The sequence below is a fragment of the Thermogemmatispora argillosa genome, from assembly GCF_059696725.1.
Genome location: NZ_AP019377.1, coordinates 1,057,153 through 1,082,009, shown reverse-complemented (window position 1 = coordinate 1,082,009; position 24,857 = coordinate 1,057,153). Strand labels below are relative to the sequence as shown.

20 protein-coding genes and 1 pseudogene are annotated in these 24,857 nt (G+C 60.5%); 13 read left to right on the top strand and 8 right to left on the bottom strand.

The features are described 5' to 3' along the window. The first annotated feature begins 175 nt into the window (after positions 1-175). Positions 176-1,045, top strand: a complete 870-nt coding sequence (locus AC6H1L_RS04265; RefSeq protein ID WP_497600300.1) for an FAD binding domain-containing protein — start codon at positions 176-178, stop codon at positions 1,043-1,045. A gap of 235 nt (positions 1,046-1,280) precedes the next feature. On the opposite strand, the gene AC6H1L_RS04260 is transcribed toward AC6H1L_RS04265, so the two are convergent. Then, the gene (locus tag AC6H1L_RS04260; RefSeq protein WP_497600299.1) at positions 1,281-2,537 is read right to left on the bottom strand and encodes a tetratricopeptide repeat protein; all 1,257 of its coding nucleotides are present in this window, start codon (positions 2,535-2,537) and stop codon (positions 1,281-1,283) included. 606 nt (positions 2,538-3,143) lie between these two features. On the opposite strand from AC6H1L_RS04260, the pseudogene AC6H1L_RS04255 reads away from it, so the two are divergent. From AC6H1L_RS04255 to AC6H1L_RS04235, 5 genes and pseudogenes are all read left to right on the top strand, one after another. Then, a pseudogene (locus tag AC6H1L_RS04255) lies at positions 3,144-3,962 on the top strand (AfsR/SARP family transcriptional regulator); the annotation flags it as partial. 267 nt (positions 3,963-4,229) lie between these two features. After that, the gene (locus AC6H1L_RS04250) at positions 4,230-5,327 is read left to right on the top strand and encodes a hypothetical protein (RefSeq protein ID WP_497601590.1); all 1,098 of its coding nucleotides are present in this window, start codon (positions 4,230-4,232) and stop codon (positions 5,325-5,327) included. Positions 5,328-5,374: 47 nt separating this feature from the next. Then, a complete protein-coding gene (locus AC6H1L_RS04245) occupies positions 5,375-5,767 on the top strand; it encodes a cupin domain-containing protein (protein WP_497600298.1) in 393 nt (130 codons plus the stop codon). Positions 5,768-5,872: 105 nt separating this feature from the next. Beyond that, positions 5,873-6,760: a class I SAM-dependent methyltransferase gene (locus AC6H1L_RS04240; RefSeq protein WP_497600297.1), complete on the top strand. Its 888-nt coding sequence runs from the start codon at positions 5,873-5,875 to the stop codon at positions 6,758-6,760. An 851-nt stretch (positions 6,761-7,611) separates the two neighbouring features. Then, positions 7,612-8,715: an aminopeptidase gene (locus AC6H1L_RS04235; protein WP_497600296.1), complete on the top strand. Its 1,104-nt coding sequence runs from the start codon at positions 7,612-7,614 to the stop codon at positions 8,713-8,715. A gap of 216 nt (positions 8,716-8,931) precedes the next feature. Here AC6H1L_RS04235 and AC6H1L_RS04230 read toward each other — a convergent pair whose 3' ends face one another. The 3 genes from AC6H1L_RS04230 to AC6H1L_RS04220 form a co-directional block, all read right to left on the bottom strand. Beyond that, on the bottom strand, positions 8,932-9,915 hold the full coding sequence (locus tag AC6H1L_RS04230) for an NAD-dependent epimerase/dehydratase family protein (protein ID WP_497600295.1): 984 nt from the start codon (positions 9,913-9,915) through the stop codon (positions 8,932-8,934). 147 nt (positions 9,916-10,062) lie between these two features. Next, complete coding sequence (locus AC6H1L_RS04225) at positions 10,063-11,085, bottom strand: hypothetical protein (RefSeq protein ID WP_497600294.1); 1,023 nt, start codon at positions 11,083-11,085, stop codon at positions 10,063-10,065. A gap of 38 nt (positions 11,086-11,123) precedes the next feature. Then, positions 11,124-11,711, bottom strand: coding sequence for a hypothetical protein (locus tag AC6H1L_RS04220; RefSeq protein WP_497600293.1), 588 nt, complete (start codon positions 11,709-11,711; stop codon positions 11,124-11,126). A gap of 455 nt (positions 11,712-12,166) precedes the next feature. On the opposite strand from AC6H1L_RS04220, the gene AC6H1L_RS04215 reads away from it, so the two are divergent. After that, entirely contained in the window at positions 12,167-13,279 is a 1,113-nt protein-coding gene (locus AC6H1L_RS04215) for a patatin-like phospholipase family protein (protein WP_497600292.1), read from the top strand. Between the two features lie 21 nt (positions 13,280-13,300). Here the strand turns inward: AC6H1L_RS04215 and AC6H1L_RS04210 are convergent, their stop codons facing one another. Next, positions 13,301-13,810, bottom strand: coding sequence for a 6-pyruvoyl trahydropterin synthase family protein (locus tag AC6H1L_RS04210; protein ID WP_497600291.1), 510 nt, complete (start codon positions 13,808-13,810; stop codon positions 13,301-13,303). 493 nt (positions 13,811-14,303) lie between these two features. Here AC6H1L_RS04210 and AC6H1L_RS04205 point away from each other — a divergent pair, with 493 nt between their 5' ends. Then, positions 14,304-14,627, top strand: a complete 324-nt coding sequence (locus AC6H1L_RS04205; protein WP_322480721.1) for an SCP2 sterol-binding domain-containing protein — start codon at positions 14,304-14,306, stop codon at positions 14,625-14,627. A gap of 371 nt (positions 14,628-14,998) precedes the next feature. Further along, entirely contained in the window at positions 14,999-15,571 is a 573-nt protein-coding gene (locus tag AC6H1L_RS04200) for an excisionase family DNA-binding protein (protein WP_497600290.1), read from the top strand. A 152-nt stretch (positions 15,572-15,723) separates the two neighbouring features. Here AC6H1L_RS04200 and AC6H1L_RS04195 read toward each other — a convergent pair whose 3' ends face one another. Together AC6H1L_RS04195 and AC6H1L_RS04190 are read right to left on the bottom strand one after the other, a co-directional pair. Beyond that, positions 15,724-16,905, bottom strand: a complete 1,182-nt coding sequence (locus AC6H1L_RS04195; protein ID WP_497600289.1) for a DUF1786 domain-containing protein — start codon at positions 16,903-16,905, stop codon at positions 15,724-15,726. A gap of 273 nt (positions 16,906-17,178) precedes the next feature. Then, a complete protein-coding gene (locus tag AC6H1L_RS04190; protein ID WP_497600288.1) occupies positions 17,179-17,520 on the bottom strand; it encodes a hypothetical protein in 342 nt (113 codons plus the stop codon). A gap of 609 nt (positions 17,521-18,129) precedes the next feature. Between AC6H1L_RS04190 and AC6H1L_RS04185 the strand changes: the two genes are divergently transcribed. From AC6H1L_RS04185 to AC6H1L_RS04175, 3 genes are all read left to right on the top strand, one after another. Next, positions 18,130-20,100, top strand: coding sequence for a glycoside hydrolase family 15 protein (locus tag AC6H1L_RS04185; RefSeq protein ID WP_497600287.1), 1,971 nt, complete (start codon positions 18,130-18,132; stop codon positions 20,098-20,100). Positions 20,101-20,291: 191 nt separating this feature from the next. Next, the gene (gene trxB / locus AC6H1L_RS04180; RefSeq protein WP_497600286.1) at positions 20,292-21,269 is read left to right on the top strand and encodes a thioredoxin-disulfide reductase; all 978 of its coding nucleotides are present in this window, start codon (positions 20,292-20,294) and stop codon (positions 21,267-21,269) included. A 111-nt stretch (positions 21,270-21,380) separates the two neighbouring features. Continuing rightward, a complete protein-coding gene (locus tag AC6H1L_RS04175; RefSeq protein WP_497600285.1) occupies positions 21,381-22,316 on the top strand; it encodes an endonuclease III domain-containing protein in 936 nt (311 codons plus the stop codon). A gap of 84 nt (positions 22,317-22,400) precedes the next feature. On the opposite strand, the gene AC6H1L_RS04170 is transcribed toward AC6H1L_RS04175, so the two are convergent. Continuing rightward, the gene (locus AC6H1L_RS04170) at positions 22,401-23,180 is read right to left on the bottom strand and encodes a hypothetical protein (RefSeq protein ID WP_497600284.1); all 780 of its coding nucleotides are present in this window, start codon (positions 23,178-23,180) and stop codon (positions 22,401-22,403) included. Positions 23,181-23,613: 433 nt separating this feature from the next. Between AC6H1L_RS04170 and AC6H1L_RS04165 the strand changes: the two genes are divergently transcribed. Next, the gene (locus AC6H1L_RS04165; RefSeq protein WP_497600283.1) at positions 23,614-24,684 is read left to right on the top strand and encodes an alpha/beta fold hydrolase; all 1,071 of its coding nucleotides are present in this window, start codon (positions 23,614-23,616) and stop codon (positions 24,682-24,684) included. Positions 24,685-24,857: the final 173 nt, after the last annotated feature.

The window sequence follows — 24,857 nt, the reverse complement described above, 5'->3', positions numbered from 1 at the left end:
GCTGTCAGTGAGGATTCGTCTGTTGCTCTGGTGAACGTCGATGACGACGGCGAAGGCTGAGGTGGGGCGCGGGCCGGCGGGCCGCTCTGCTGGCTGGTTGGCTGGTGGTTGGTGGTGATGCGTGGGCCTGCTGGTCTGCCTGCCCTTGACGTACGACGCGAGGAGGAGATGTCTGATGATTCCTGCCGCTTTTGAGTATCATCCTGCGACCTCGGTGGATGAGGCCATTGCCCTGCTCTCGCAGTACGGCGATGATGCGAAGTTGCTGGCTGGCGGCCATAGTCTGATCCCTACGATGAAGCTGCGTCTGGCCCAGCCGGCCCATTTGATCGATATCGGGCGCATTCCCGGTCTTTCTTATATTCGAGAAGAGCCAGGTGTGGTGGCGGTCGGGGCGTTGACGACCTATGCGCTGATTGAGCGTTCGGAGGTCTTGCGACGGCATTTTGCGGTCTTGCCTGAGTGTGCCTCGGTGATTGGTGATCCGCAGGTGCGCAATCGGGGGACGATTGGCGGCAGTATTTCGCATGCTGATCCGTCGGCGGACATGCCGGGGGCCGTGAGGGCGCTGAAGGCGGAGATTCGTGTCCGGGGACCCAAGGGGGAGCGCAGTATTGCGGCAGATGATTTCTTCCTGGGGACCTTCACGACGGCGTTGGAGCCGGGCGAGATGGTGACGGAGATTCGCTTTCCGCTGCCGCCGGAGCGCACGGGGAGCGCCTATACTAAGCTGGCTAATAAGGCGTCACACTATGCGGTCGCCGGTTGTGCGGCGGTGGTGACGCTGGGGGCCGATGGCGCCTGTACGGCGGCGAGCGTGGTGATTACGGGGGCGGGCACGATGCCGACGCGCGCTGCGGCGGTGGAGGCGGCCCTGGTGGGCAAGCAGCTAGATGAGGCGACGGTGGCCGAGGCGGCCAGCCATGCCGCAGAGGGCCTGGAGCTGATGGAGGATATCCACGGTTCAAAGCAGTACCGGGCTCAGATGGCGTGTGTGATGGCGCGCCGGGCTATTCTGAAGGCTGCCGAGCGTGCGCGCGGCTGAGGTCCTGCGGGGCGAACGTCAGTCAGCCAGTCAGTCACTCAGTTGGAGAGAACAGCGATTCCTGGCACCTGGGCATGACGCGGCCCGGGTTCGGGGCTGAGTGAGACCGGGCAGAGAAGTTGAAGAGGACAAAGGGAGGACCCTGGGCGGGCCAGATGGGAAAGGCTCTGCTCAGGGTCCTCCTTGTTAGTGAGGAGGTGAGGGTGATGGGCGATGGCGGTGGCTCTGACTTCAGTCACAGACCCTCATCTGCCTCGCTTTCCAGAGAGGGAGAGCCAGTGACCCGCTGCTGCCGCGATTGCCCTCGTTCTTTTTCAAGCCCCTCCAATACAGGCAACAGCCCTTGAATCATTCTCTGCTTGGCCTGGAGATAGGTGTGAAGCTCCGTGGGAGCCGCCAAAGAGCACCCTTCACGATAGTGAGCAAGAGCCTGAGCGACCTGGCCCCGGACGACGAACAGGTCGCCCAGGAGTATTTCACTGTGGGCTAGCAACAACCGATAGCCCTCTTCCCTGGCAAGTGTTTGGGCCTGAAGACAATAGCGCTTGGCCTCTGCATAGTGACCAGCTTGCTGCAGCACTCTTGCCAGCTCCAGGGAACTTTTCGCCTGGAGATAGCGATGTTGCAAACGTTGAGCGCCTTCGCAGACGCGGCTTAGACGGCTTATTGCTTCTGGCCAGCTTTTTCTACAGGCGGCAAGACAGCCTAGTCCGTGCTCGCTCAGCAAGGCAATCTCCTCTTTGCCCTTGCAATCTCTTGCCAGTATGTTCACCTGTTGGAATAGTCCTGCTGCTTGTTCAAGCTGAGTCTTGGCCAGAGCGATCAGTCCCTGATAATAGCAGAGGGTAGCGATTCCTGGTTGATAGGAATCTTGCTGATAGCAAATGAGCGCGGCAGAAAAATGCTTTTCGGCCTCAGCAAGCTCCCGAAAGGAGAGCCAGACCAGGCCAAGCGCAGCGTGGCTCATTCCTGTCGCAAGGGTATTGCCCTGGCCCTGATCTGCAAGCTGGAGATGAAGGCGTAAGCCAGCCAGGCAATAAAGAAGTGCCTCTGAAAGGCGCCCTTGCTGGAGCAGCACTTGGCCGATCTCGCTTGTCAGAAAAGCAGACCGGCCAGGATCGGGGATGCTTCTGTAGAATGCTAAGGCGCGCTGATAGGCTTGCAATGCTGACTGCGAGCGACCGAAGCGGCGGTAGATCAAGCCGCACCATCCCTGTAGCCTTGCCGCCTCGGCCGGCAGCTGAGCAGATGCTGCCAGCTTCCAGGCTGCTTCGAAGGAGTGTAGGGCCTCTGCTAACCGGCCCTGTTGGAACTCCTGCTGGCCCAGCTTGATCAGTGAATTGAGGCGGCGAATCCGTGATGTCCAGTCGCCTTCTTCTGTCAATGAAGCTGCCTGGATCTGGGGACTGCTGATGGTCATCTGATCTTCCAGGCCGACCAGCCAGCCCGGTTGACGATCTGATGACTGGTGGTATAGATCCGCTGTAAGCAAGGGTCCGCTCTCCTTCCTGTGCTCCTACCTTGTGGGATTGCTCTGCTTTCCACATCAGTCCAGGGTCTCTGACCTCTGCAGCGAATGTCGCTCTTCCCTGTCCTATTGGGAGATTTGCTATCCTCTATGGCCCTTTTTGTGGTTAAGGATAGCATGTGCTCTGTCTAGCAGGACACTATGCGAGTGAATTTTACTATTATGAGTATCATGGTTTACTTGCATTCAGAGTGATCTAGAAGGGGAAACTTATAGATTGTCTCGTGCTCTTGTAGTCGGGACGCAGACCAATCAGCTCAGGATAGCGGATCAGGGACCGCCAAAAGAGGAGTATCTTGCGCCTGAAGCCTGGGCGTGACTGCCTCTTGCGAATAGCTGTCTATCCCTTTACCCATCTCTAGCTTTTCTGGCAAGATCTGGCGGCAGACCGTGACTTTCTCTAGGCTGTCTCGTACGCCTGTGTAGCCTCTGGCGCCTTAAGCAAATGGATGGTATACTTTCTTGAGAAAAAGCATATATGTACTCTTGGATAGAAGGTTTCTCAGAAGAGGTAAATCACCCCTTGTCAGATTCGCTTCCTCTAGCAGGCGCCCATAGGAGGTCTTTAGTATGGAAGGGAAGAATGTCGCCGAAATTTGGCTCGGAGAGGACACCATAGGACAGAAGCCGAGAGATCTGCGGCTTGTGTTACGCGCCTTCGGCTGGCTGACAGTGGAAAGGCCGGGGCAAGCCCCTAAGCAGGTATACGCTTGTCGCGTCCTCTCTCAGGAAGAACGGCGAGAGAGGCTCAAGAAGTATCTGAGCAGTTATCAGCACGTCTTTGCATTGCTGGCGGCCTTGCTGTGCCAGCCGGGGCGGCTAGCCACACGTGAAGACCTGCAGGAATGGCTCTTTGGGGATTATTCTCCCCGCAAGGCTGCAGCTCGACTCGATGATACAGCTTCTCGCCTACGCTCTCTATTAAGGTCTGTGGTGCCAGAGGTTGAACCTGATACATTATTCTGGTTAGAGCAGGCGGGTATCAGCAGGGCCTATCGCCTTGCTCCTTATCCAACTGTCTGGTTAGATGTTGATGCCTTTTTATGGTATATGGAGCAGGCCAGCCGTTTTGAGCGTTTTGGAGAGCAGGGTTTAGCCTTAGTCTGTTGGGAACGGGCTTTTCAGCTCGGACGGCGTGGCATCTTTCTGGCAGGTTGCTATGCCCCCTGGCTGGATGCCAGACGTGAGCTGCTCGAAGGCCTCCTGAGTCAGTGCGCTCAGGCTCTTGCGCGCTGCTATCGGCTTCAAGGGGGAATAGCCCAAGCGGAGTTCTCTCTGCGGCTCCTGCTGGAAAGGCAGCCAGACAATGAAGATGGCTTTAGATTACTTGTGGAATTATTAGGAGAGCGAGGAGCCTATCAAGAAATTGAAATATATTATGATCGCCTGCAGAAAGTACTAGGGCAAGCGGGCCGCCGTCCCAAGCCTCAGACCGAAGAACTGGTGGCATACCTGCGTGCGCGCCCTCTGGTGCGGTGGCTAGCAGGACCTCACCTTCGACTGCCGACCGGCCAGCCGGCACAAGGATCAGGCGAGAGGTCTGCTGGTTGCACTGGGCAGAGAGTGATCCCTGATGACCTCTCCATGTGGCGATCTGCCTGTTTAGAGGGCTTCGGAAGCGTTGAATCTCAGCACCTCCAAGAGGGGAGCCAGGATATGCCTTCGTTTGACCAGGCCCGACGAGAATTACTTCGTGCTCTGCAGCGTATGGCGGTTGCTTTGGGAGCCGGTGCCATCGGCGCTAACGAACTGCTCCAGGAGAGTAAGGCGCTTAGACAGCCAGTTGCTCTCTCCAAAGCTGCCCTTGATCTGGATCTCTTATACATACTCCTGAACTCTCTGGAGAAGCTCTTGCAGCAGGGGGAGTATCAGTATGTATTGGCCGTGACACAAAGTCTTTATGAGCGTTGGCTTGCTACCCCCGACCTGCGCGATGATCCAAGAATGACATCGTGGGAATTGCGCTTAGGCTTACTCAGGGCCCGCGCTCAGGAGTATGTAATCTCGTGGTACCGGCGTGCCCCGCAGCTCATTGCTTTCTACAATGAGCTGGAGGACCGTTTTCTATGTGCCAGCAATCTCAAGAAGGGCGAAGAGCGTCTTCTGGCTGCGCAGTTACTTGCTCGCCGCGGGAGGCATCAGCGTGTGCTCTGGCATTTTGAAGAAGCTGAGCAGGCCTGTCAAGAGGGTCTCAAGTTGCTTCAGGGACAGGAGCTGGCTCCTCTCTGGACTCACTTCCTGTGCGAGTATGCTCATCTGGCTGCTACCCGTGGAGATGAAAACCTCTGGTTGCAACGGCTCGACGCCGCACGCGGCAGTGTGCTGGCACTTCCTAGCAGCGAACGGGCTAAAGCCTTCAATCAAATTACCTATATGCAAGGAGAGGGTTACAAACGGTTTGCTTTTCATCTGCGCAAAACACTGCCGCTGGCTCGTCGCGAGCAGGCTGCAGGCCTGGCATACCAGCTTTTCCAAGGGTGGGAAGGACTGAGTATCGAACTCCCAGGTTTTGAGTCCCTGGTCATGCAAGTGTCTCGGGCTCAGTGTCTTATTCTGCTTGACCCGGCGGCTGCTATTGAGGAGGCTCAGCGTCTAATTCTTGTGGTTCAGGATCACTACCCGACCCTCTTGGGGAAGCTATCGCGTCTCATCTGGCTAGCTGAGCAACGCCTTCAGATGGGCAATGCTGGCTTTCTTGCTCTCTTGCAAGAAGGCAAAACGACCGCCTACTCAACAGGCTATCAGTTACTCTGATGGTATCTTGAGAGTAAAGCAGCGCCATCAATCAGAGGAGAGAGATTATGGCTGATCATGACTATTTCGCGCCCGCTCAGAAGCTCCAGCGCCCGCTTATACGGGCGAGGGAGACTGTCCCTCGGGAACCAACGCGTCACGGGGCTCTCAAGCGAGTCCTCTTGCGTCGCGAAGAGGCGCTCTCAGCTCTGTGCTTTGTCAATGAGGTGGAGGTGGCCCCCGGCGAGACGATCCACAGTCATGCCCATGAGAGCATGCAGGAGGTGTTTTATCTGCTGGAAGGGGAAGGCCTGATGAAGCTTGGTGAGCAGTCTCTGACGGTGCGAGAAGGAGACTGTCTACTTGTCCCTCCTCTGCTGCCTCACGAGATAACAAATGCTGGCCCGCTTCCTCTACGCTTTCTCTGCTTTGGGGTCGAGATCGCTCCTCCCACAGGATAACCGTGCTCGCCCGCTCATTCACCATAGCTGGCTGGCATGGTTTGACAAAGCAGTTTTCGCTAGACTAGACTAGACTAGGAAAGGAATCAATGCAAGAGGAAGGCAATGGCTCCTGAAGAGAAGCAGCGTGAAGAGCGAGAAAGCAGTCACAACACCTACGTGATTGATGCGGAGAACGCAGGAGAACTGGCCCGACTGATGCATCAGGACCAGATGCTGACCCGAGGAATGGGGGGTCTCTTCCCTGAGTTTGCCGGGGGACCGCCACTGCCCGACGGAGGGCGAGTACTTGACCTGGCCTGTGGCCCTGGAGGGTGGGCCCTGGAAGTCGCCTTTACCTATCCCAAGGTGGAAGTGATCGGCGTCGATATCAGCCAGGGCGTTATCGATTACGCGCAGGCGCAGGCCTGGTCGCGCGGCCTGGAGAACGCCCACTTCCAGGTAATGGACGTCATGCAACCGCTGGCCTTTCCCGCTGCCTCCTTTAACCTGATCAATGGGCGGCTCCTGGTGGGCTTCATGCTCCCAGCCGCCTGGCCCAAGCTCCTGGCGGAATGCCGCCGTCTGCTCAAACCCGGGGGAGTGCTCAGGCTCACCGAGGCCGAGCTACCCCTGACAACCAGCCCCGCTCTAGAACGCCTTCACGCCCTCATCTCTGCGGCCTTCAAGAAGGCGGGCCAGAGCTTTTCAGCGGACGGGCGTCACTTCGGCATCACCCCAGTGCTGCCACGGCTAGTGCGCCAGGCGGGCTTTGAACAGGTGCAACTGCGAGCCAGTGCCGTAGAGTGGTCGAGCGGCACCGAAGCTCACTATAGTGTCTTTAAAGACTACCTTATGATGCTAGAGCTAATTGAGCCTTTCCTGATAAAGATGCAAATGATCTCTCAGGAAGAGCTACAACTAGCCAGGCAGCAGGCCATAGCAGAGATGCAACAAGAGGACTTCTGCGGTCTCTACACCCTTATCACCGTCTGGGGATACAAGCCGCAGTAGGCCCGGCAGCGACCGAACCCACCCCGCTGCTCCTGAGCGACTCGCCCCTCTCAACAGCGGGCGTGAGCGCACCCAAAAGAACAGCCTGCTGAGCGCAGGGGAAGCCCGCCGTACCGTGGGCTTCCCCCTTGCCGAAAGATACGACTGCCAGGCCAAGCGCCGTCGGGGCCCGGCAGTGGTAGCTGTTCTGCTGTCTGTCTGTCTGTCTGCCTGGCTAGACGCCTGGCTCTCTCAAGCGCCGGGCCGGCTGGAACAGCCGGCCTCACTCCCGTCACTGCTCTGACAAAATAGCGGCTACCCCTTCCGCCTGAACGCATCTCACCAGGCGCATCCCCCTCTAACGCTTACTACCTGCCATGACAACAGGACTCCACCGCCCCTCAGAAGAGGGGTCACAAGCGCCGACCCAGCGCCTGGCCTGGCCCCGCATAACCGCGCTCCCTGGCGGGCAGTCCAGCCAGAGTAGTCAGCACCGGATCTCTGTGCTATCATCAGTCAACGACCCCTGGCTCAAGCCAGGGGCTTGCCCGCAGCCTCGTCAGCCCGGGCTTCAGGGCTGGTTGACTGCAGCCCACTGCCCCGTAGGATGGTATAACACTGGAGCTGAGTTGACCTGCGCCGCTCCCCTCTCTGCACGATGAGGCATAGCCGTTACTGGCCACACACAGACCAGTGCCTTCAGCCTCACGAGCAGGATACCCGAGGAGTGCCGAAGGTGTCAGCTCCAGGTGAGAGAAGGGAAGGAGCCGCCTTCCTCCCCTGGCTGCATCCAGGGGTCCCCGGCGGCACGTTTCTATGGACTAGAGAAAAAGGAAACAGAGCCAAGCTCGAACGAAAGAGGAGCAGCCATCATGTACGATCAGCGACTGGCACGCTGGGCGCGCACCCTGGTCGACTACTGCCTCCAGGCTCAGCCTGGCCAACTCATCGCCATCCAATCCACGCCGCTAGCCGCGCCCCTCATCGAAAACGTCTATCGCGAACTCCTGCGAGTCGGGGCCTATCCCCTGCCACTGCTCAACCTGGATAGCCTCGAAGAACTCCTCTTAAGGGAAGGCAGCGATGACCAACTGCAACATACCCCCTTGCTACTCGAAGGCTTTGCCGAGCGCATAGCCGCGCGCCTGGGGATCGAAGCCGAAAGCAACACCAGCGCCCTTACCACCCTTGACCCAGCCCGTCTTGCCAGCCGGCGCAAAGCGCAAGGCCTTCTCAGAAGCCGCCTCCAGCAACGCGAGCAAGAAGGCAGCTATCGCTGGTGCCTGACCCTCTATCCGACGGCGGCCTACGCACAAGACGCAGGCCTCTCTCTGAGCGAATTCGAAGAATTCGTCTTCGAAGCCTGCTTTCTCAATGACCCCGACCCTGCCGCCCGCTGGCGCGCCCTCTCCCAGCAGCAGCAGCGTCTTGTCACCTGGCTCGAAGGCAAACAGCGCATCCGCGTCGTGAGCGAAGGCACCGACCTCGTCCTCTCCATCGCCGGCAGACGCTTCATCAACAGCGACGGACGGCGCAACTTCCCCAGCGGAGAAATCTTCACCAGCCCCGTTGAAGACAGCCTTGAAGGCACCATCACCTTTGACCTGCCCAGCTCCGTCGATGGGCGCCTCGTCGAAGGCATCCGCCTCGTCTTCGCCGGCGGCAAAGTAGTCGAAGCCAGCGCCCGCCAGGGACAAGACTACCTGCTGCGCATGCTTGACCTCGACAGCGGCGCCCGCATCGCTGGCGAATTCGCCTTTGGCAACAACTGGAACATCCAACGCAGCACGCGCAACATCCTGTTCGACGAAAAAATCGGCGGCACGATTCACCTGGCCCTGGGAGCCAGCTATCCCGAGGCCGGCGGCCAAAACCGCTCGGCCCTCCACTGGGACATGATTTGCGACCTGCGCAAAGGGGGCGAAGTCTGGGTCGACGACACCCTCTTCCTCAAAGACGGGCGCATTCTCGTCTAAGACCGGCCGCCCTTTGCTACACGAGCCAGCGGCCCGGCACCCGCCCAGAACTGGCCTGAGAGAGAGCAAAAAGCGCGCGGCCTGGCTGGCCTCTGCCCTGTGCCCTCCCACAGGGAACAGCCAGCGGCCCGACCAGCCGCGCGCCTCGCCCACTCCACTCACTGCCCACAAACGAGAGCATCCCTGACCTGGCTGAGCGCCCTCTGAGCGGCCTGCTCAGGCCGAGCGAGCCTGAGCCTGCTGCCAATAGGGAGAAAGCTTCAGCATCTGCCGGCGCACCACTGGGCGCAGCAGCGGCATCAAAGCCCGCACTGGCGCCGGCGGAGCCGCATACTTCGCCACATCCCGAATAATCTCATCAAATGAATGCCGCTGGTAGCGCAGCACTCGCTGACTCTCGCTCGTATCCAGCCAATCTGTACAATATGGCTCGTGCCCGAAGGCCTCCTCCGGCAGCGGCCCGATCCCCATCACCTCCAGCATCCGATTCAAATAATCACGGTAGCGCACCTGGCACGACGGGCCGCCACCGATCAGCCAGACCTTGCCCCAGACCTCTTCACTGCTCACCGCATTAGCCACCGCCAGCCCGGCATCGAAGGTATGCAACATCTCCAAACGCGTATCCAACGGAATACGGAACATAATCGGATGGACCGGCCTCGGCCCCAGAGGCGGAACATCGGCGAAGCGAAAGATCGCCCACGTCAGCCCCGACTGCCTCAGCATGGCCTCCCCTTCCAGCTTATGGCGCGTATAGTCATCAGTAGCCTGCACCGGATCAGTCACCTTGCGCGGCGGTGGCTGATCCTGCGTATGGCCGAACACATCCAGACTCGAACTAAAGAGAAAGCGCGGAGGCCGAGGCTGCTGGCGCGCCACCTCAATCGCATTGCGCGTCCCCTCTACATTCACCTCGTAGGCTAACTGGGGCTGCTCATCGCTGTCCGGAGGCAGAATCGCAGCCAGATGGACCACCACCTCCTGATCACGCACCGCTTCAGCCACCGCCTCGCGCTGACGAATATCGCCCCACTGCACCGTCACGCGCTCGCCCGCCTCACGGCTGATCTGCAGCGCTTTCTGCTCATTGCGCTTCGTACGTAGATCAAAACAACGGACCGTATGGCCCTGGCGCAGCAGCTCCTGCACCGAACTAAAGCCAATGTTACCAAAAGCACCTGTCACGAGGACTCGCATACAAAAGCCAAGCTCCTTCTAGCTAGCTAGCCAGTAGCCAGGAAATAGCTCCAGGAATCGCAGCGCGCCACGAACGCCGGCCCAGACCGAGCGTACGGGCGCGCACAGCAAGAGAACAAGCAAGGAGAACCTCCCTCTGCCCGCCGCTCACGGCAGAGGCGACGTGCGGTTCGCCCTGGTTGCCTTTTCACTCAAATACTGAATTTCTGGTAAAATAGGATCAAGAGGCGTACCCGTTGGTTGCGTAAAGACCGCTGGTACCTGCTGCAGGCGGCAGCGCTGCAGATAGCGCACCAGCTGATGAGCAAGTGAATAGGTGTGCTCCAGCAGATCAGAATTGCGCTTCCACTGCTGGGCATGATTCAGCAGGTTATTGAGAGGAACAGCGATCTGCCAGAGGACCCCCTCCTGACCGGTAGGCACGCGGGCATCGAGATTGCCATTGGCGACAGCGGCGTGGACCTGAGCGATCTGAGCGATGCCCTCCTCAAGCTGGCGCTGTTCCTGAGCGCGCTGACGCTGGTACTCAGCGATCTCCTTCTGCAGCGCGATGATCTCCTCCGCCCGATCGGCGCGGCGGATCGTTGCGATCAGATAGCGCATAATCACATAAGTGATGATTCCGACGATCAACTGCAGCGCGATAGGCAAAGCGATCATAATAGAGCCATAGCCAAGACGGAGCCAGCGATCATACTCGGGAGTATGCTGCTGGAAGAGCGTCAGGCCGACGATGACGGCGCTATTCAAGAAGCTGGTGATCAGAGCCGCCACCGGGGGGAGCAAAGCGCCGGCCAACACCACCGGGATCACCAGCGCGCTGAAGATCCCCACATAGACCGGATCAAGAGGGTTCGTCACCAGGTTCCCCACCGAATTAATGACCGAATTCAGCACCAGCAAGGAGGCGGCCACAGTCGTAAAGCCCCAGCGGTTCAGCAGAGGGGAAGCCAGGGCGCAGAAGCAAGCCACGCCCTCGATCCAGGGAGCGATCGGATTCAAGGAAGTCAACGCCCCATAGATAAAAGCCAGCAGGCCGAGCGGCGCGATCACCAGCCCGAAAGTGCTCGTCAAGCGGGCATAGCGGGCGCGTTCACGCTCAACCGGCGTTGTTTCTGGGAGATGCCTGGGGAGCGTCAGGCGGAACCACCAGGCCAACAAGGATTTCATGAGACCATCCTCCATCGTAGCGAAGCTGCAGCGTTGAGCTAGCTGATCACACCCAGGGTGCGCAGCGTCGTCAGCGCTTCCTCAACCACCGCCGGCGAGAGATTCAGCTGAGCCTTAATCTGCTCAACCGAACGCTCGCCATTCACCATCGTAAAGACCAGGCGCAAGACGAAGCGCTGGCGCATACTGAAGCCCGCCAGCAGCTGAGCGTCGAGCGGGCGCAGCGGTCGGGGGACTGGCGAGAGCGAGAACGAAGACGTGCCAGCAGGAGGAAGCGCGGTCTGAGCTGAGCGTGATCCCGGACCTGGTTTTGGCTCTGGCTCGGGCAGGGCAGGGCGGATCATGGTGCGCAGAATCTGCTCTACATCCGGCTGAATGCGCACCTGCCACTGATCTCGACTGCTCAGCAGCGCATAGGCGCGGGACCCACTCGCGAGCAGCGCGCCGTTCGGCCCCTGAATAAGGCTTTCGAGCACTATCCCCTCCTTCACAAAAACCAGGCCCTGGCAGGTGCCGCGCACAGTGGGTACGCTCACCGTCGTCGAGAGAATCGCCGATTGCCCCTGCAGGTTATCCAGGAGGGTCTGTAAATCAAGATAATAGACCTTGTCCATCGTCGTCGCCATCGGAGGAAGAGAAAAGGTGCACGTTCACCCATCCCATAGTCGGACTCGGCTCATGCCATGACCAGCGTTGGTGGCGCGACAGCAGCACAGTGAGTATCAGCCGACGAGAGAGACGCTGGCTTCAGAGCCTGCCCGTCGAGGGTGAGGCACTCACCTGGCTGCAGTGGGCGCGATCTCACGATTCTGCGCTCGCCATTCTATCACGGACTGGGGCGTCCTGCATAGAAAAAAACCGTTAAGATAGCACATAGGTAATACTCGGGATGGAAGAGCTAGAGCATCGCTGCACTTTTGCCCGTCCAGAGACTTTTCTTTTCTGCTGAAATCAGGGTATAGTTATTCTAGAGAGCGTCCATCTAAGGGCGCAACTGCTCCCCTGAGCAGTCTATTCTCCTTTCCTCGCAAGCGCGTCATGAAGCGCGCCAAACCCTCGTATCCTGGAGGTCCTCCTCAACATGTCCAGCACGTCTGACAACTCTCTCCCCGCTCTTTCACAACCAGATCAGCCCGCATCCATCCCGCACCCCTCCGCTCGCGTCGCCGACGCCGTCTTCGAAGGTGGCGGCATGCGGGCCTTAGCCCACATTGGCGCGCTGGCCGTTGCCGAAGAGCACGGCTATCGCTGGTATCGCCTGGCCGGCACCTCCGCCGGCGCCATGATCGCCGCCCTGATTGCTGCTGGCTACAGCGCCGCCGAGTTACATGCCATCATGGGCGCCATCGACTACCGACGCTTTGCCGCTGGCGCCGCCGATGATCGCCTGCATCAGGTGAGCCGTCTCCTCTTTAAGCTCGGCCTGCATTCTGGCAACGAGCTGGAGCAGTTCATACGCGAACTACTGCGGGCGCGCGGCTTACGCTGCTTTGGGGATCTGCGGCTGCCAGCGGTCGGCGCCCAGGAAGCAGCGCACGGCCCGCGCTATCGGCTGACAGTGGTGGCCGCTGACATCAGTCGCCGACGTCTGCTGCTCCTCCCCCAGGACCTGCACAGAGCGCGCGCCAGCTACGGTCTTGATCCTGACCAGCTAGACATCGCGCGCGCTGTGCGCATGAGCGCCAGTATTCCCTTTTTCTATGTGCCTGTCACCTTGCAGCGTCCCGACGGCGGTCTCAGCTACATCGTCGATGGGGGCCTTGTGAGTGGTTTTCCGCTCCTGGCGCTACTGCCCTCTGACGCTGAAGCGGCGCGGCCTCTCCTTGGTTTTCACCTCTGCGAAGGCACAGATGACAGCGAAAGCGACGGCGGAGAGGTTTGCGGCGATGGGGCAGGCACGGAAGCTGACCAGGCGGGCCTGGCCAGTCTGCCCCTACCGGCCAATCTGATCGCCTTTAGTCAGGCCCTGCTCGCTACCATGCTCTCGGCTCATGATCGCTTCATGCTCGAGCAGCGTTCTCGCTGGCGTGGGAGCGTACGCACCATCAGCATTCCCGTCGGCAGGATCGGAGCCACGCGCTTCGATCTCAGTCACAGCGAGATCGAAGCCCTCTATCAGCAGGGTCGTGCCGCCGCAGAGCGCTTTTTCGCCGGGCTGGCAGCCGAAGGCTGTGAGCCATCGGCGTTACCCTAAGCCGCGCTCCGGCCCGGCGCCTCAGCCCGCCAGGTGTCCCCGCAGATCCAGATGGCAGTAGGCCATCTGGGTCGGGGCCTCCGAAACACCCACGGTCAGCGTCTGCACATTCAAGGTATTATAGGGTGTCAGGGCCTCGAGCAGTTCCTGCGCGATGTACTCGGCCAGGCGCTCTGCCGTTGAGTTATCGATCGGCAGCTCCACGACATCGGCTCGTGGGAAGACGTAGCGTTTCTCCCGAAAGCGGATCTCCCACTCATCGGCGGAGGCAATAAGCTCGATATGGGGGTTCTTCATCGGCAGCAAGAAGCGATGGTTGAGGCGTTGGCAGATCTCGCGCGTCAGACGCTTGAGGATCGTGAAGTCAAAGACCAGTTGATCTTCATTGAGGGTGCCCTCCGCCTCCACACTCACTCCATAGTTATGGCCGTGAAGGCGCTCGCACTTCCCGCCGTAGGTGATGAAATGAGCGGCACTGAACTGGAGATAGCCGCCCTCCACTTTAACCTTAAAGCTGCTTGCACTAGCCATAGCGGACTCTCCTTGTCGTCCCTCCCTCCCTGCTGGCTCTGCTCGGTGATAAGCGGTTGGCAGACTGCCACAGCCAGGCTTGCCGGCGAGTAAGCGCGCTCTCCCCGCCCGCGCCGGCGTGCCACTATGCACTCAGGATGGTGGCCTGCCAGGGACACGATACCATTAAGCTCCTGGCCTGACAAGAGGCAGCTCTCCCCAGCCTGCTCCGCTGACGCTTGCTTCTCGCCAGCAATGGCTCGCCTGACCGGCTGATCCGGCTGCTCTGGCCCGAGCCGCTGGCCGTTCCTTCAAGGAGAACGCTAGCTGCGAGGGGGAGAGCAATTCTGACCCCGCGCCAGATTCGGCGGAATGGCGGTCAGTTAGCTGGAAGCCGTAGCAAGCGGGCATTTTTGTTAGCTAGTTGCCTGGAATTCTTTGTAGGCCATTGCTATACTGTAACCAGTGCCAGTTAGGGTAACTCCCTGCGAAAGAGCAAAGAAGGAGTGCACCGATGACAACTGCTGAGATCTTCGAAGCAATGGTTCAGAATGTCAATCCGTCAGCCGCGAGTGGGCTGAACAAGACTTTTCAGTGGAACATCACTGGCGATGATCCTGGCGTGTATGCCATCAAGGTAAACAATGGTCAGGCCGAGCTGATCAAGGGTGGCGTCGAGAAGCCCGATATCACGCTCACGGTGAGTGATAAGGACTGGGCCGCCATTGTCGAAGGCAAGCTTGATCCCACCACGGCTTTCATGACCGGTAAGATCAAGATCAGCGGCGATATGATGCTGGCGATGCGCCTGCAGAATCTCTTTAATCGGCCTCGCTAGGCCTCATTCCCTATTTCGGCTGAGCCAGGCTGGCGGCAGCCGAGGCCAGTGACCAAAAAACAGGATAGACGAGCAGAGGCGCTCATTCACACGGCGTCTCCCGGCTGAGACACCTTGGTCCCATGAGAGACCTCTCATGGACCCGAGGTGTTCTTCGCTTTCTGGCACTGACCTACTCCTCTCTTGATGGCGCTTCTGGGCTTGCCCGAGGCGGCTACTCCTCTTATGCCTTGCTAACCCTCCCCAGGTATGGTATACTCACCATGAACAATTGGATCTTGCCCGTTGTCTGCTCGCGCTGACTACCAGCGCACTAAGGCGAGACGAAGACAGATAATCTCACACATCCCAGGTGGAGAAAGGCGTCCAAGATGGCCCTACGGAGTGATGAACTGCATTATAATCTGCAGCACCTGAACGGTATGTTGACTACCCACGAGGCCGCCAAACAACTCGATCTGAGCTATTGGCACTTTATGCATCTCGTAGAGGCCGGACGCATCCCCGGCGTACGAGTCGTTGATCGCTGGTTGTTCTCTCCGGCGGACCTCGATGAGTATAAGCGCAGGCGCTACGGTGAACTGGTCGATCTGGCACGGACTGCCCTCTCTCATCCCGATGTTGATTTGACGGAGAAACAAGCCACCATCTGTCGTTATCTGGCCAATAGTGAACGCCCCTCCGCTATCGCCCGCAAGCTCCAACAGTCCCGTCAGGCCGTCTACTCCCAGATTACGCTGATCCGCGAAAAAGTTGCCCGCATTCTCGATCAACGCTCCGACGCCAATGGCGATCAGTCATTAGCTCGCCGCAGGGGACGCCGTCGACAGCGCAACAAGGGGCCGATTCCCCTGCCGACTTCCGTCTCTGATCCGCAGGCCGAGGCTCCCGCTTGTTCCAGCTCCACTGCTGCTGAGGCTACAGACCCCTCTGTTACCCCGTGAGCAGGCTGCTCCCGTCCCCCTTCTCTTCTCCCTCTTCTTCCCTCCTTCTCTCCGTGCAGTTGATCTGGCCCCTCGCTCCTTTGCTGCTCTGCCCTGCGCCGGGCTGCTCGCCGCTGCGCTGGCCTCTGCCCTGCCTGCCCGGCCCGGGCGAGTCAAGCCGCCTCATTCAGGAGCGCGGGCCGGATCGCCTGGCCCAGCTCAGGCACGCGCTCGGCCAGCGCCCGCAGCAGGCCAAAGCAGCCCGCAAGCATCATGTCGCCATGCGGAACGGCCTCGTAGTGAGGCAGAGCCGAGCCGCGCAGCAGCTCGCGACGGGGACCGGTGACCGCCAGGAACGGAAACCCCGCGGAGGAGGAAGAAGCAGACGGCAAGGCTGGGTCCGCTGGCTCCAGGACGAGCGCGCCGTGACCGCTATCGTAAAAGACCTCATCGTTGGTCAGCGTGCCGGCTGCCAGCTTCTGTAGTAGCTCCTCCAGGCGTGTCCGACTGATCTCGCCGGTGTGGTGCTCGAAGAGACCCACGATGCGCCCCTCGACCACGTGAAAAGCCAGCGTATGGAAGTTGCCGATGTTGCAAAGCAGACTACGGGCCTGGCGGCGTACGAGGGGGTCCTCCAAGGCGCCCAGAGCCGCCGCGGCCCCGGTATCCATCAGCAACACGGGGAGGTCCGGCGCGGAGCCGCTGCAGGCTACGTAGCGCGCAACGCTGGCTTTAATCGCCTGCAAACGGGTGAGCGCCGGCGGGATCTCCTCCGCCAGGTAAGCGAACGTAGCCGGAGTTGGCGAGCGGCGAATCATCCGCTCCAAAAACTCGAAACGGAAGCGCCGATCGCTATAGCCCGGCGGGGCCGCGCCGTGATCAAAGGCGGCGATGGCCAGCGCATCGACCCGCGGGTCAAGATCGAAGGAGCGCAAAGCCCTCACGATGGCCTGCGCGTCCAGGTCCTGCAGCTCAATATGGACCACCTCCGGGAGCTGAGCCCGGTGCGCGGCCTCCTCCTCGCTGATGATCTCAAAACCCATCTGGGCCACTGCACTCAAATCATCGTCAAAGGTCCGCGCCGCCTCGGGAGTCACCGCCACCGGATAGCCAGCCAGGGCATGATCGCGCGCCGCCCAGTGCGAAGGCCCGCCGCCCATCGTCACCCCCGTGAGCAGCAGCGGTCGGCCCGCCGCCGTCGCCCGACGGATTCGCTCGGCCACAATCACCGTTGGTGAAGGCATCACCAGCTTGACATTGTTTTCCATTGTCCTGCCGCTTTCAAAGAGCAGGATATCCTGTGTTCCCGTACCGATATCGATTGCCAGCACGCGCACTGAGGCTGCAGATGCCATACGAACCAGCCCCCTTTCTGCTCGCTTTGCAAAGTCGAAAAACCTGGTGCCGTTCGCGGCCTTCTCTGGCGCTGCCTGCGTGAGAACCAGCGGTGGGCCAGACGGAACCCAGACACTTTCAGCGCTTCGTCGGTTCAGTATAGCATGTCAGCGGCGGCCTTGCTTGTGAGCGTGATCTCTGAGACCAGGAGGATGGACCGAAAATACAGCCAGACAGACACCCTGGCAGGCAACGCCAGCTTGATGGGCTGCCGAACTGGCCGGGTGGGCTGGCTAAAAGCTGAGTAGTGTGAAACCGGAGCGCGTCGTAATCGGGCGAGCCTTCTTCAACGAGCGCCAGGCCGACTTACTCATGCGGGCTCGTTTGCGCAAAGCCGTCAACTGCCCATCAGAAAAGTGCTCGGAGGCCACCAGCACAAACGTCCGCAGTTCCGCACGTAGCTGATTGAGACGGCGCTCCAGCGCGGCCAGGCGGTCCCGGTCATGCGGCAGCCCCTGGACTGCCAGGCGCGCCAGATCGGCCCACTGACTCATCAAGGGGCGCATGCGCTCAAAGCGCTCAACGATACAGGTAGCAACCATCTCAAAATCAGGTACGGACGCCAGGTCTGCCATGCTCCTCTTCTCCTTCCTTCCGTGCTATTTGCCCTACCTTTGGCCTGGCCCTGGCCATAGCTGCCAGGCTCTCTGCAAGAGGCGCCTGCTCGCTCGTATCTGTCGCCTATTCCTCCAACCAACCAACCAACTCAACCGAGAGAAAAAAACAGCCGACCAGGCTCGACCGTTGGCATGGGTCTGGCTGTTGCCGCACCAGACTGGGCTTTGGACTGCGCGACGCGGCGCGCTCTCTCGGGCAGGCCCTCTGCCATATGGAAACGGGCACGCCTCCCGCAATCGGGATATGGCTTTCTTCCCTTTCTCTGCCCTTCTGAAGACCTCCGCGGCCCGTGGGGGCTATAGCCAGACGCGACTACTAACTGAGCCGGGCTGCTCCACCGTTTCGGCTGTGATACAATGCATACCAGCAGCCAGCAACAGGGAAGCGCGACGGGTTCGACGGCGAGGCGAGGCGAGGCGACTCCCTGCCGTGCAGCAGGAGCGCCGGCCTTCTGCCTGACTCAGTCGGACGCGACAGGTCATGCTACGACTACTGCTACAACATAGCTTTCTCTGTATACCATACCCTGTGGCGTGAAAGCAATGATGGCGCGAAAGGACTCTGGCATGGAACAGGCAAAGCCGCACGGCGAAGGAGAGACAACGCCGCCCGCTCAGCTACAAGGTCGCCTGGAGCAGGTGAGAGCGGCGGACGAGCGCCCCGCGACCTATCTGCCGATCGAGGACTATGCAGTCATTGGTGATCTCCATACGGTGGCTCTCGTCGGTAAAAACGGTTCAATCGACTGGTGCTGTATTCCCCGCTTCGATTCCCCGAGCGTCTTCGGGGCCTTACTTGATGCTCGTAAAGGTGGTTTCTTCCGCATAGCGCCGCCCCCTCACGATCATATCCCAATGGGGCAGAAGCAGCTCTATATTCCTGAGACCAACATACTTCTGACGCGTTTCCTCACCGTCGATGGCGTTGGCGAAATCACGGACTTCATGCCGGTGAAGCTGCCTGGCAGCGCCGAGCATCAGCATCATCTCTATCGGGCTGTGACCGTTGTGCGTGGCTCGCTCAAGTTCGAGTTGGTCTGTCGTCCTGCCTTCAACTATGCCCGCGACGGGCACGTCGTTCATCTTGCCCCGGAAGGGGCCCTCTTTCACAGCGATGGCTTGTCGCTGGGCCTAGCCAGCACGGTCCCGCTCAGCGAAGACGGCCAGGGCGGTGTACGCGCTGAATTCACTCTGGAGGCGGGCCAATCAGCCTACTTCCTGCTCGAAAGTGCCAGGCGCGGCGACCTTGGCCCGCAGCATGTCTCATGGCGCCGCTACCACGAAGCCTTTCAGCGAACACTGAGCTTTTGGAGACGCTGGCTTGCCCAGTGCCAATATCAGGGGCGCTGGCGGGAGATGGTTCAGCGTTCGGCCCTGGTGCTCAAGCTGCTGACCTACGCCCCGACGGGGGCCATTGTGGCTGCTCCGACGACCAGCCTCCCTGAGACGATCGGTGGCGCTCGCAACTGGGACTATCGCTATACCTGGCTCCGCGATGCCGCCTTTACGCTCTATAGCCTGCTCACGCTCGGCTTCACGCAGGAAGCCGAGGCCTTCATGCAGTGGCTTGACGCGCGCTGTCATGAGCTGAAGGAAAATGGCTCGCTCCAGCCGATGTATGGCGTCGATGGAGAGCATGAGCTTGTCGAGTACACGCTTGATCACCTGGAAGGCTATCGCCAGAGCCGCCCCGTGCGCATCGGCAACGCTGCCTACAAACAGCAGCAGCTCGATATCTATGGCGAGCTGATGGATGCCATCTACATTTTCAATCGCTATAGCACGATCTCATACGATCTCTGGGAGAACCTGCGGCGGCTGCTGGAATGGCTGCAACATCACTGGGACGACCCCGATGAAGGCATCTGGGAGGTGCGGGGCGGTCCCAAGCACTTTGTCCACTCGCGTGTCATGAGCTGGGTCGCCTTTGATCGCGCTCTACGCCTGGCACGCCACCGCGGCTGGCCGGCGCCGATGGTAGAGTGGATGGAGACCAGCGCCCGCATTTATGAGCAGATTATGCATAAGGGCTGGAGCGAGCGTAAACAGAGCTTTATCCAGTATTATGGCAGCGATGCCATCGACGCCAGCGCTCTCCTGATGGCCATTGTCAAGTTTACCGGGCCGAACGAGCCGCGCATGCTCAAGACCATTGAGCGCATTCAGCGCGAGCTGGCGAGCGATTCGCTGGTTCACCGCTATGATCCCCGGCGAGCCGCTGATGATGGCCTGGGCAGCCAGGAAGGAACCTTTAGCCCTTGCAGCTTCTGGCTGGCCGAGGTCTTGGCCCGCTGCGGACGGCTCGATGAGGCGCGCCTCTTGCTGGAGAAGATGCTGACCTACAGCAACCATGTCGGTCTCTATGCCGAGGAGGTCGGGCTGTGTGGCGAAGCCCTGGGCAACTTCCCCCAGGCCTTCACTCATCTCTCGCTCATCACCGCCTGCACCAACATCGATGCGGCCCTCAACCGTGCCCAGGGGAAGGCCAACGCTGAACGGCTGGCCCCTCCGCCTGAGCGTCCCTGGAGCCTTGCCTGAACTGAAGGAAGCAGGCCGAGAACGCTGGTAGTCTGGCGGAGGGACTAGCGTCAGTCAGGCTCTGCCGAGAGAGCGGGGGCATAAAAGGCCCCCCTTCCCGTGTTTTCACAATTGAACTTGTAGCGTCCCTACTGCCTATGTCCGGTCAGGTCAGGGGAATAAGTTTGCAAGAAGCGGAGTGCATACCGTCTATGGCGAAGCTCTACGACGCGATCATCATCGGCTCAGGGCCGGCGGGCTATACAGCGGCCATCTACGCAGCGCGTGCCAACCTCTCAGTACTGGTCTTTCAGGGCTATCAGGTTGGCGGACAATTGATGCTAACCAGCGAAGTCGAGAACTATCCCGGCTTCGAAGAGGGCATCCTGGGGCCAGACCTGATGGAGAAGCTAGAGCGACAGGCGCGGCGCTTTGGAGCCGAAATGCTTCCCGAGGACGTGACCGCCGTCGATTTCAGTCGGCGCCCCTTTGTGATTACCAGTGAATCGGGCAGCTACCTGGCCCGCGCCGTGATCATTGCCACCGGCGCCAGCGCCAAATGGTTAGGCCTGCCAAGCGAGCAGCGCCTACAGGGGCGTGGCGTCAGCGCCTGTGCCACCTGCGATGGCTTCTTCTTTAAAGGCAAAGAGGTGGCCGTGGTCGGTGGAGGCGACACAGCAATGGAGGAGGCCCTCTTTCTTACCCGCTACGCCAGCCATGTGACCGTCATCCACCGTCGCGACACCCTGCGCGCCAGCAAGATCATGCAAGAGCGCGCCTTCAAGAACCCCAAGATCAGCTTTATCTGGAATAGCGAGGTCATCGAAGTTCTCGGCGAGGAGTCGGTGACCGGTCTGCGCCTGCGCAACGTCAAGACGGGCGAAGAGCAGACGCTAGCCGTCGAAGGGCTGTTTCTGGCCATTGGTCACCAGCCAAATACAGGCCTCTTCCGCGGCCTGCTGCAGATGGACGAGGCGGGTTACATTATCCCCGTTGAGCATACGATGACCAACATTCCGGGCGTCTTTGCCGCCGGCGATGTCACCGATCGCCGCTATCGTCAGGCGGTCACCGCCGCTGGCGATGGCTGTCGGGCGGCGATCGACCTGGAACGCTGGCTAGAGAGCCAGGCCCATGAAGAGGCGAGCCGCCAAGAAGCGCTGACTTCGCGTGAGCCTGCGGGTCAGTGAGCGAATGACCTGGCGAGCAGGCTCCCTATGCTTATGGCCGCGCGCTCTGCTGCGACGGCGGTCCCTTCCCGCCAGGGAGCGAGCGGCTAAGATGCGAAAGGAAGAAGATCTGTGAGGCAAAAGCGGCAGCGGCCCCGGCAGCCAGCGCTCTACGCCCAGACCCTCTTTGAGGGCGCAGAACCAGAGGCAGAGGGCGAGAGTCCAGCCAGGAAGGCCGAGCAGGAGGATATCACGGCCCAGCGCCTGCGAGTTCAGGAGATTACACGGCGGCTGGTTGAGCACTATGGTGAGCCGGAGTGGTCGCGCAAAGACCCCCTCAGCCAGCTCGTTGACGTGCTGCTCTCGCATCGTACCCGTGACGAGCAAACTGCCGCGGCCTACGCGAGCCTGCGCCAGCACTTTGGCAGTTGGGAGGCCGTACGGGATGCCCCAACGGCAGCCGTAGAAAAGGCTATCGCGGTCGTCAACTGGCCAGAAATTAAGGCGCCGCGCCTGCAAGCCATCCTCCGCCAGATCACGGCGGAGCGCGGCGCCCTCAACCTTGATTTTCTCTGCCGCTTGCCTGTTGAGGAAGGCCTCACCTGGCTCAGTCGCTTCGAGGGCGTCGGTCCTAAGACCGCCGCCTGCGTCTTGCTCTTTAGCTGCCGTCAGCCCGTGCTTCCCGTCGACACCCACGTCCACCGTATCTCTATACGCCTGGGCCTCATTCCGGCCCGACTCACCCCCGAGCAAGCCCAACCTCTACTACAGGCCCTGCTTCCAAGCGACGCCCGCGCGATCTACAACTTTCATAAGGGCCTTGTCTGGCATGGTCAGCGCTGCTGCTTCTTTCAGCGACCATGCTGTGAGCAGTGCTTTCTGCGCGACCTCTGTGCCTATTATGCTGCTCACCAGCGCTCGGAGACAAAGCCAGATAGCGCAAAGGGAGCCGAGCCGCCTGCTCCTGGCCAGAGCCAGAAGCTCCCCGGAAGGCAGGAAGAGAGACGGAGCGGAAAACGGAGAGATGAGACAAACAACCCGGGCGACCGCTCTGGCCGCCCAGGTTGAGTTACTTCTGCGTGGATAAGCGAAACCGGCGCGCAACTGGCAGGCGGTAGCGGTAGCGCTACCGACGGCGGACTACCTGCTCACCTACCGCTGCGCACCTGCCGGGGCGTGGTTCAGCACGGGATAGCCCTCAGAAACGTACTCGCTGGGATCGGGCTGGATCTCGTCCAGATGGTACGAGTTCTTAGCATCCGTATTGATACCGGGCCAGCGAGCACCGTAGAGATAGTGTCCGGTCTGGGCTGGCGAGAGGGGCAGCTTGCCAAACTGGGGAATACCGCGTACACGCGGTACATCCGGCTCAGGTGGCTCGCTATAAAGATCATCGGGCACCCGAGAGTAGCCCAGGCGCTGCAGATCCGCTTCGCTCAGATCCAACTGGACCACGCCTTCGTCGGACAGCGTTTTCACCGCCCGACGCGGCACATAATAGACCTTGGGGAAGAGGCGCCCGCGCTCAACCAGCAGATAGGTCGGAAAACGGGCCTGAATCGTTCCGAGCCAGCTCCCACGCGCATCAACCACATCCATACCCAGCTTGAAAGGCGAACGATCGCGCGCCTCGGCGGGCGCGGGAACGTACAGCGGCGGCAGAGACTTGAAGGGGTCTTCCAATCCCCAGCCGACCATGAAAGCAATCACAAAGATGCCCGCCACCAGCGCCAGCCCGAGCGAGAGCAGAGGGGCGCTGTTCAGCAAGAGCAACACGGCAAAGACCGCGGCCACGGCCACAGCTAACAACAGCGGCCAGTAGCTCGGCCCGGGTGTATGGATGTGCTCTTCCCCATCCTCGCCCTCAACGTCGAGGAGGGTCGCGTGAATCTCGTCGGCGATTGAGCCGACCGTCTGAGGAGACCTGTCCATACAGCTCCTGTTCCTCGCTTCAAATCGCACTCACCAACGAGTAGGGGCTAGCCGACTCCTCCAACCCGTCGGTGAGCGAAGCTAGCTTCCTGAATACCTGGATAGATAGAAGAAACTCCCCCTACCAAATACCATAGCACATAAGCGCAAGCGCGAAGCCCATCGCTCGCCCTTAAGTATAGCACATCTCTCCATAGATGGACACCACAGCCGCCAGGAAGGCGGACCGGCGGCCTGTTCTCGCTGCCGGACTGATGAGTAGCCGAACCTGAGCGTAGCGAACGAGCGAACCAGCGCACAAGGGAGCGTTCGCCAGTACGCCCGATCGGTGCTTTCTCTCTCGGGCTTGCTTGATTTTGGGAGCGGGCTGGGGTAAGCTTACTGATAGGTGATTCACCTTTCATATTTGGCAGCGAAGGAGGCCACCACACCGATGCCCACCTCAGTCCTTTTGCCCGGCATCAGCCAGAGGCGCTGCCGCACGGCCCGCCTCGAGATAGCCTATCTCGAAGCGGGGAGTGGAGAGCCGACGCTCATCCTCATCCACGGTAACTGCTCCTCAGCGCTCTTCTTCCAGGACCTGATGCTTGCCCTGGCGGCCCTGGGCTATCACGTCTACGCGCCCGACATGCGAGGCTACGGCGACAGCCAGACCCTGCCCATCGATGCCACCCGTGGCGTACGCGATCTCTCGGATGACCTGGCCAGCTTCGCGGAAGCCCTGGGACTGAGCAGCTTCTACCTGCTTGGCTGGTCGCTCGGTGGCAATGTCGCCATGCAATATGCTATTGACTATCCTGGCCGGCTGCACGGCCTCATTCTCGAAGCCACCGGCTCTCCCTTTGGCTTTGGGGGGACGCGCGGCGTCGAGGGTCGCCCGGTCTGGCCAGACTTTGCCGGCAGCGGAGGCGGGACCGCCAACGCCGATTTCGTGCAGCGTCTAGCGGCGGGCGATCGTAGTGCCGAGCAAGGCTCACCGCGTGCCGTCATGAACAACTTTTACTTCAAGCCGCCCTTCCGGGTTGACCCCGAGCGCGAAGAGATCTATGTCAGCGCCATCCTCTCCACACGCACTGGCTCTGGTAACTACCCGGGCGACTCTCTGCCCTCCCCAAACTGGCCCTACGTAGCGCCTGGTCGCCAGGGAGTCAATAACGCCCTTTCTCCTGCCTATCTCAGGCAAACGGCCTTGATCGAACTCAGCCCCAAACCGCCGATTCTCTGGATTCACGGCGCCGACGACCGCATCGTCTCCGATGCCTCCTCCTTTGATATCGGCTATCTCGGGCAACTGGGCATCGTACCCGGTTGGCCAGGTCCCGACCGTTACCCGCCACAGCCAATGAAGGCCCAGATTCGGCACTTCCTTGAGCGCTATCGTCGGCAAGGAGGCCTCTATCATGAACTCCTGCTAAGCGACTGTGGGCATGCCCCGCACATCGAGAAGCCGCAGCAGGTGCTAGAAGCTATACGCGATTTCCTTAGCGCCCACAGCCGGCGATGACCGGAGGAGAGAGCGCGAGTGGCCATCGCTTCACGCCGCCGGGGGGCTCCGCGCGCTGTGGCCTGGGACTGCCCAGGCCCAGCGCAGCAGCGCGCACCGAGGACCTTCCCCCGGCGCTCCAGGCGCGGTCTCCTGGCCATTGCTGGGAGGCTTGCGCGAGCCTCCCAGCTCAG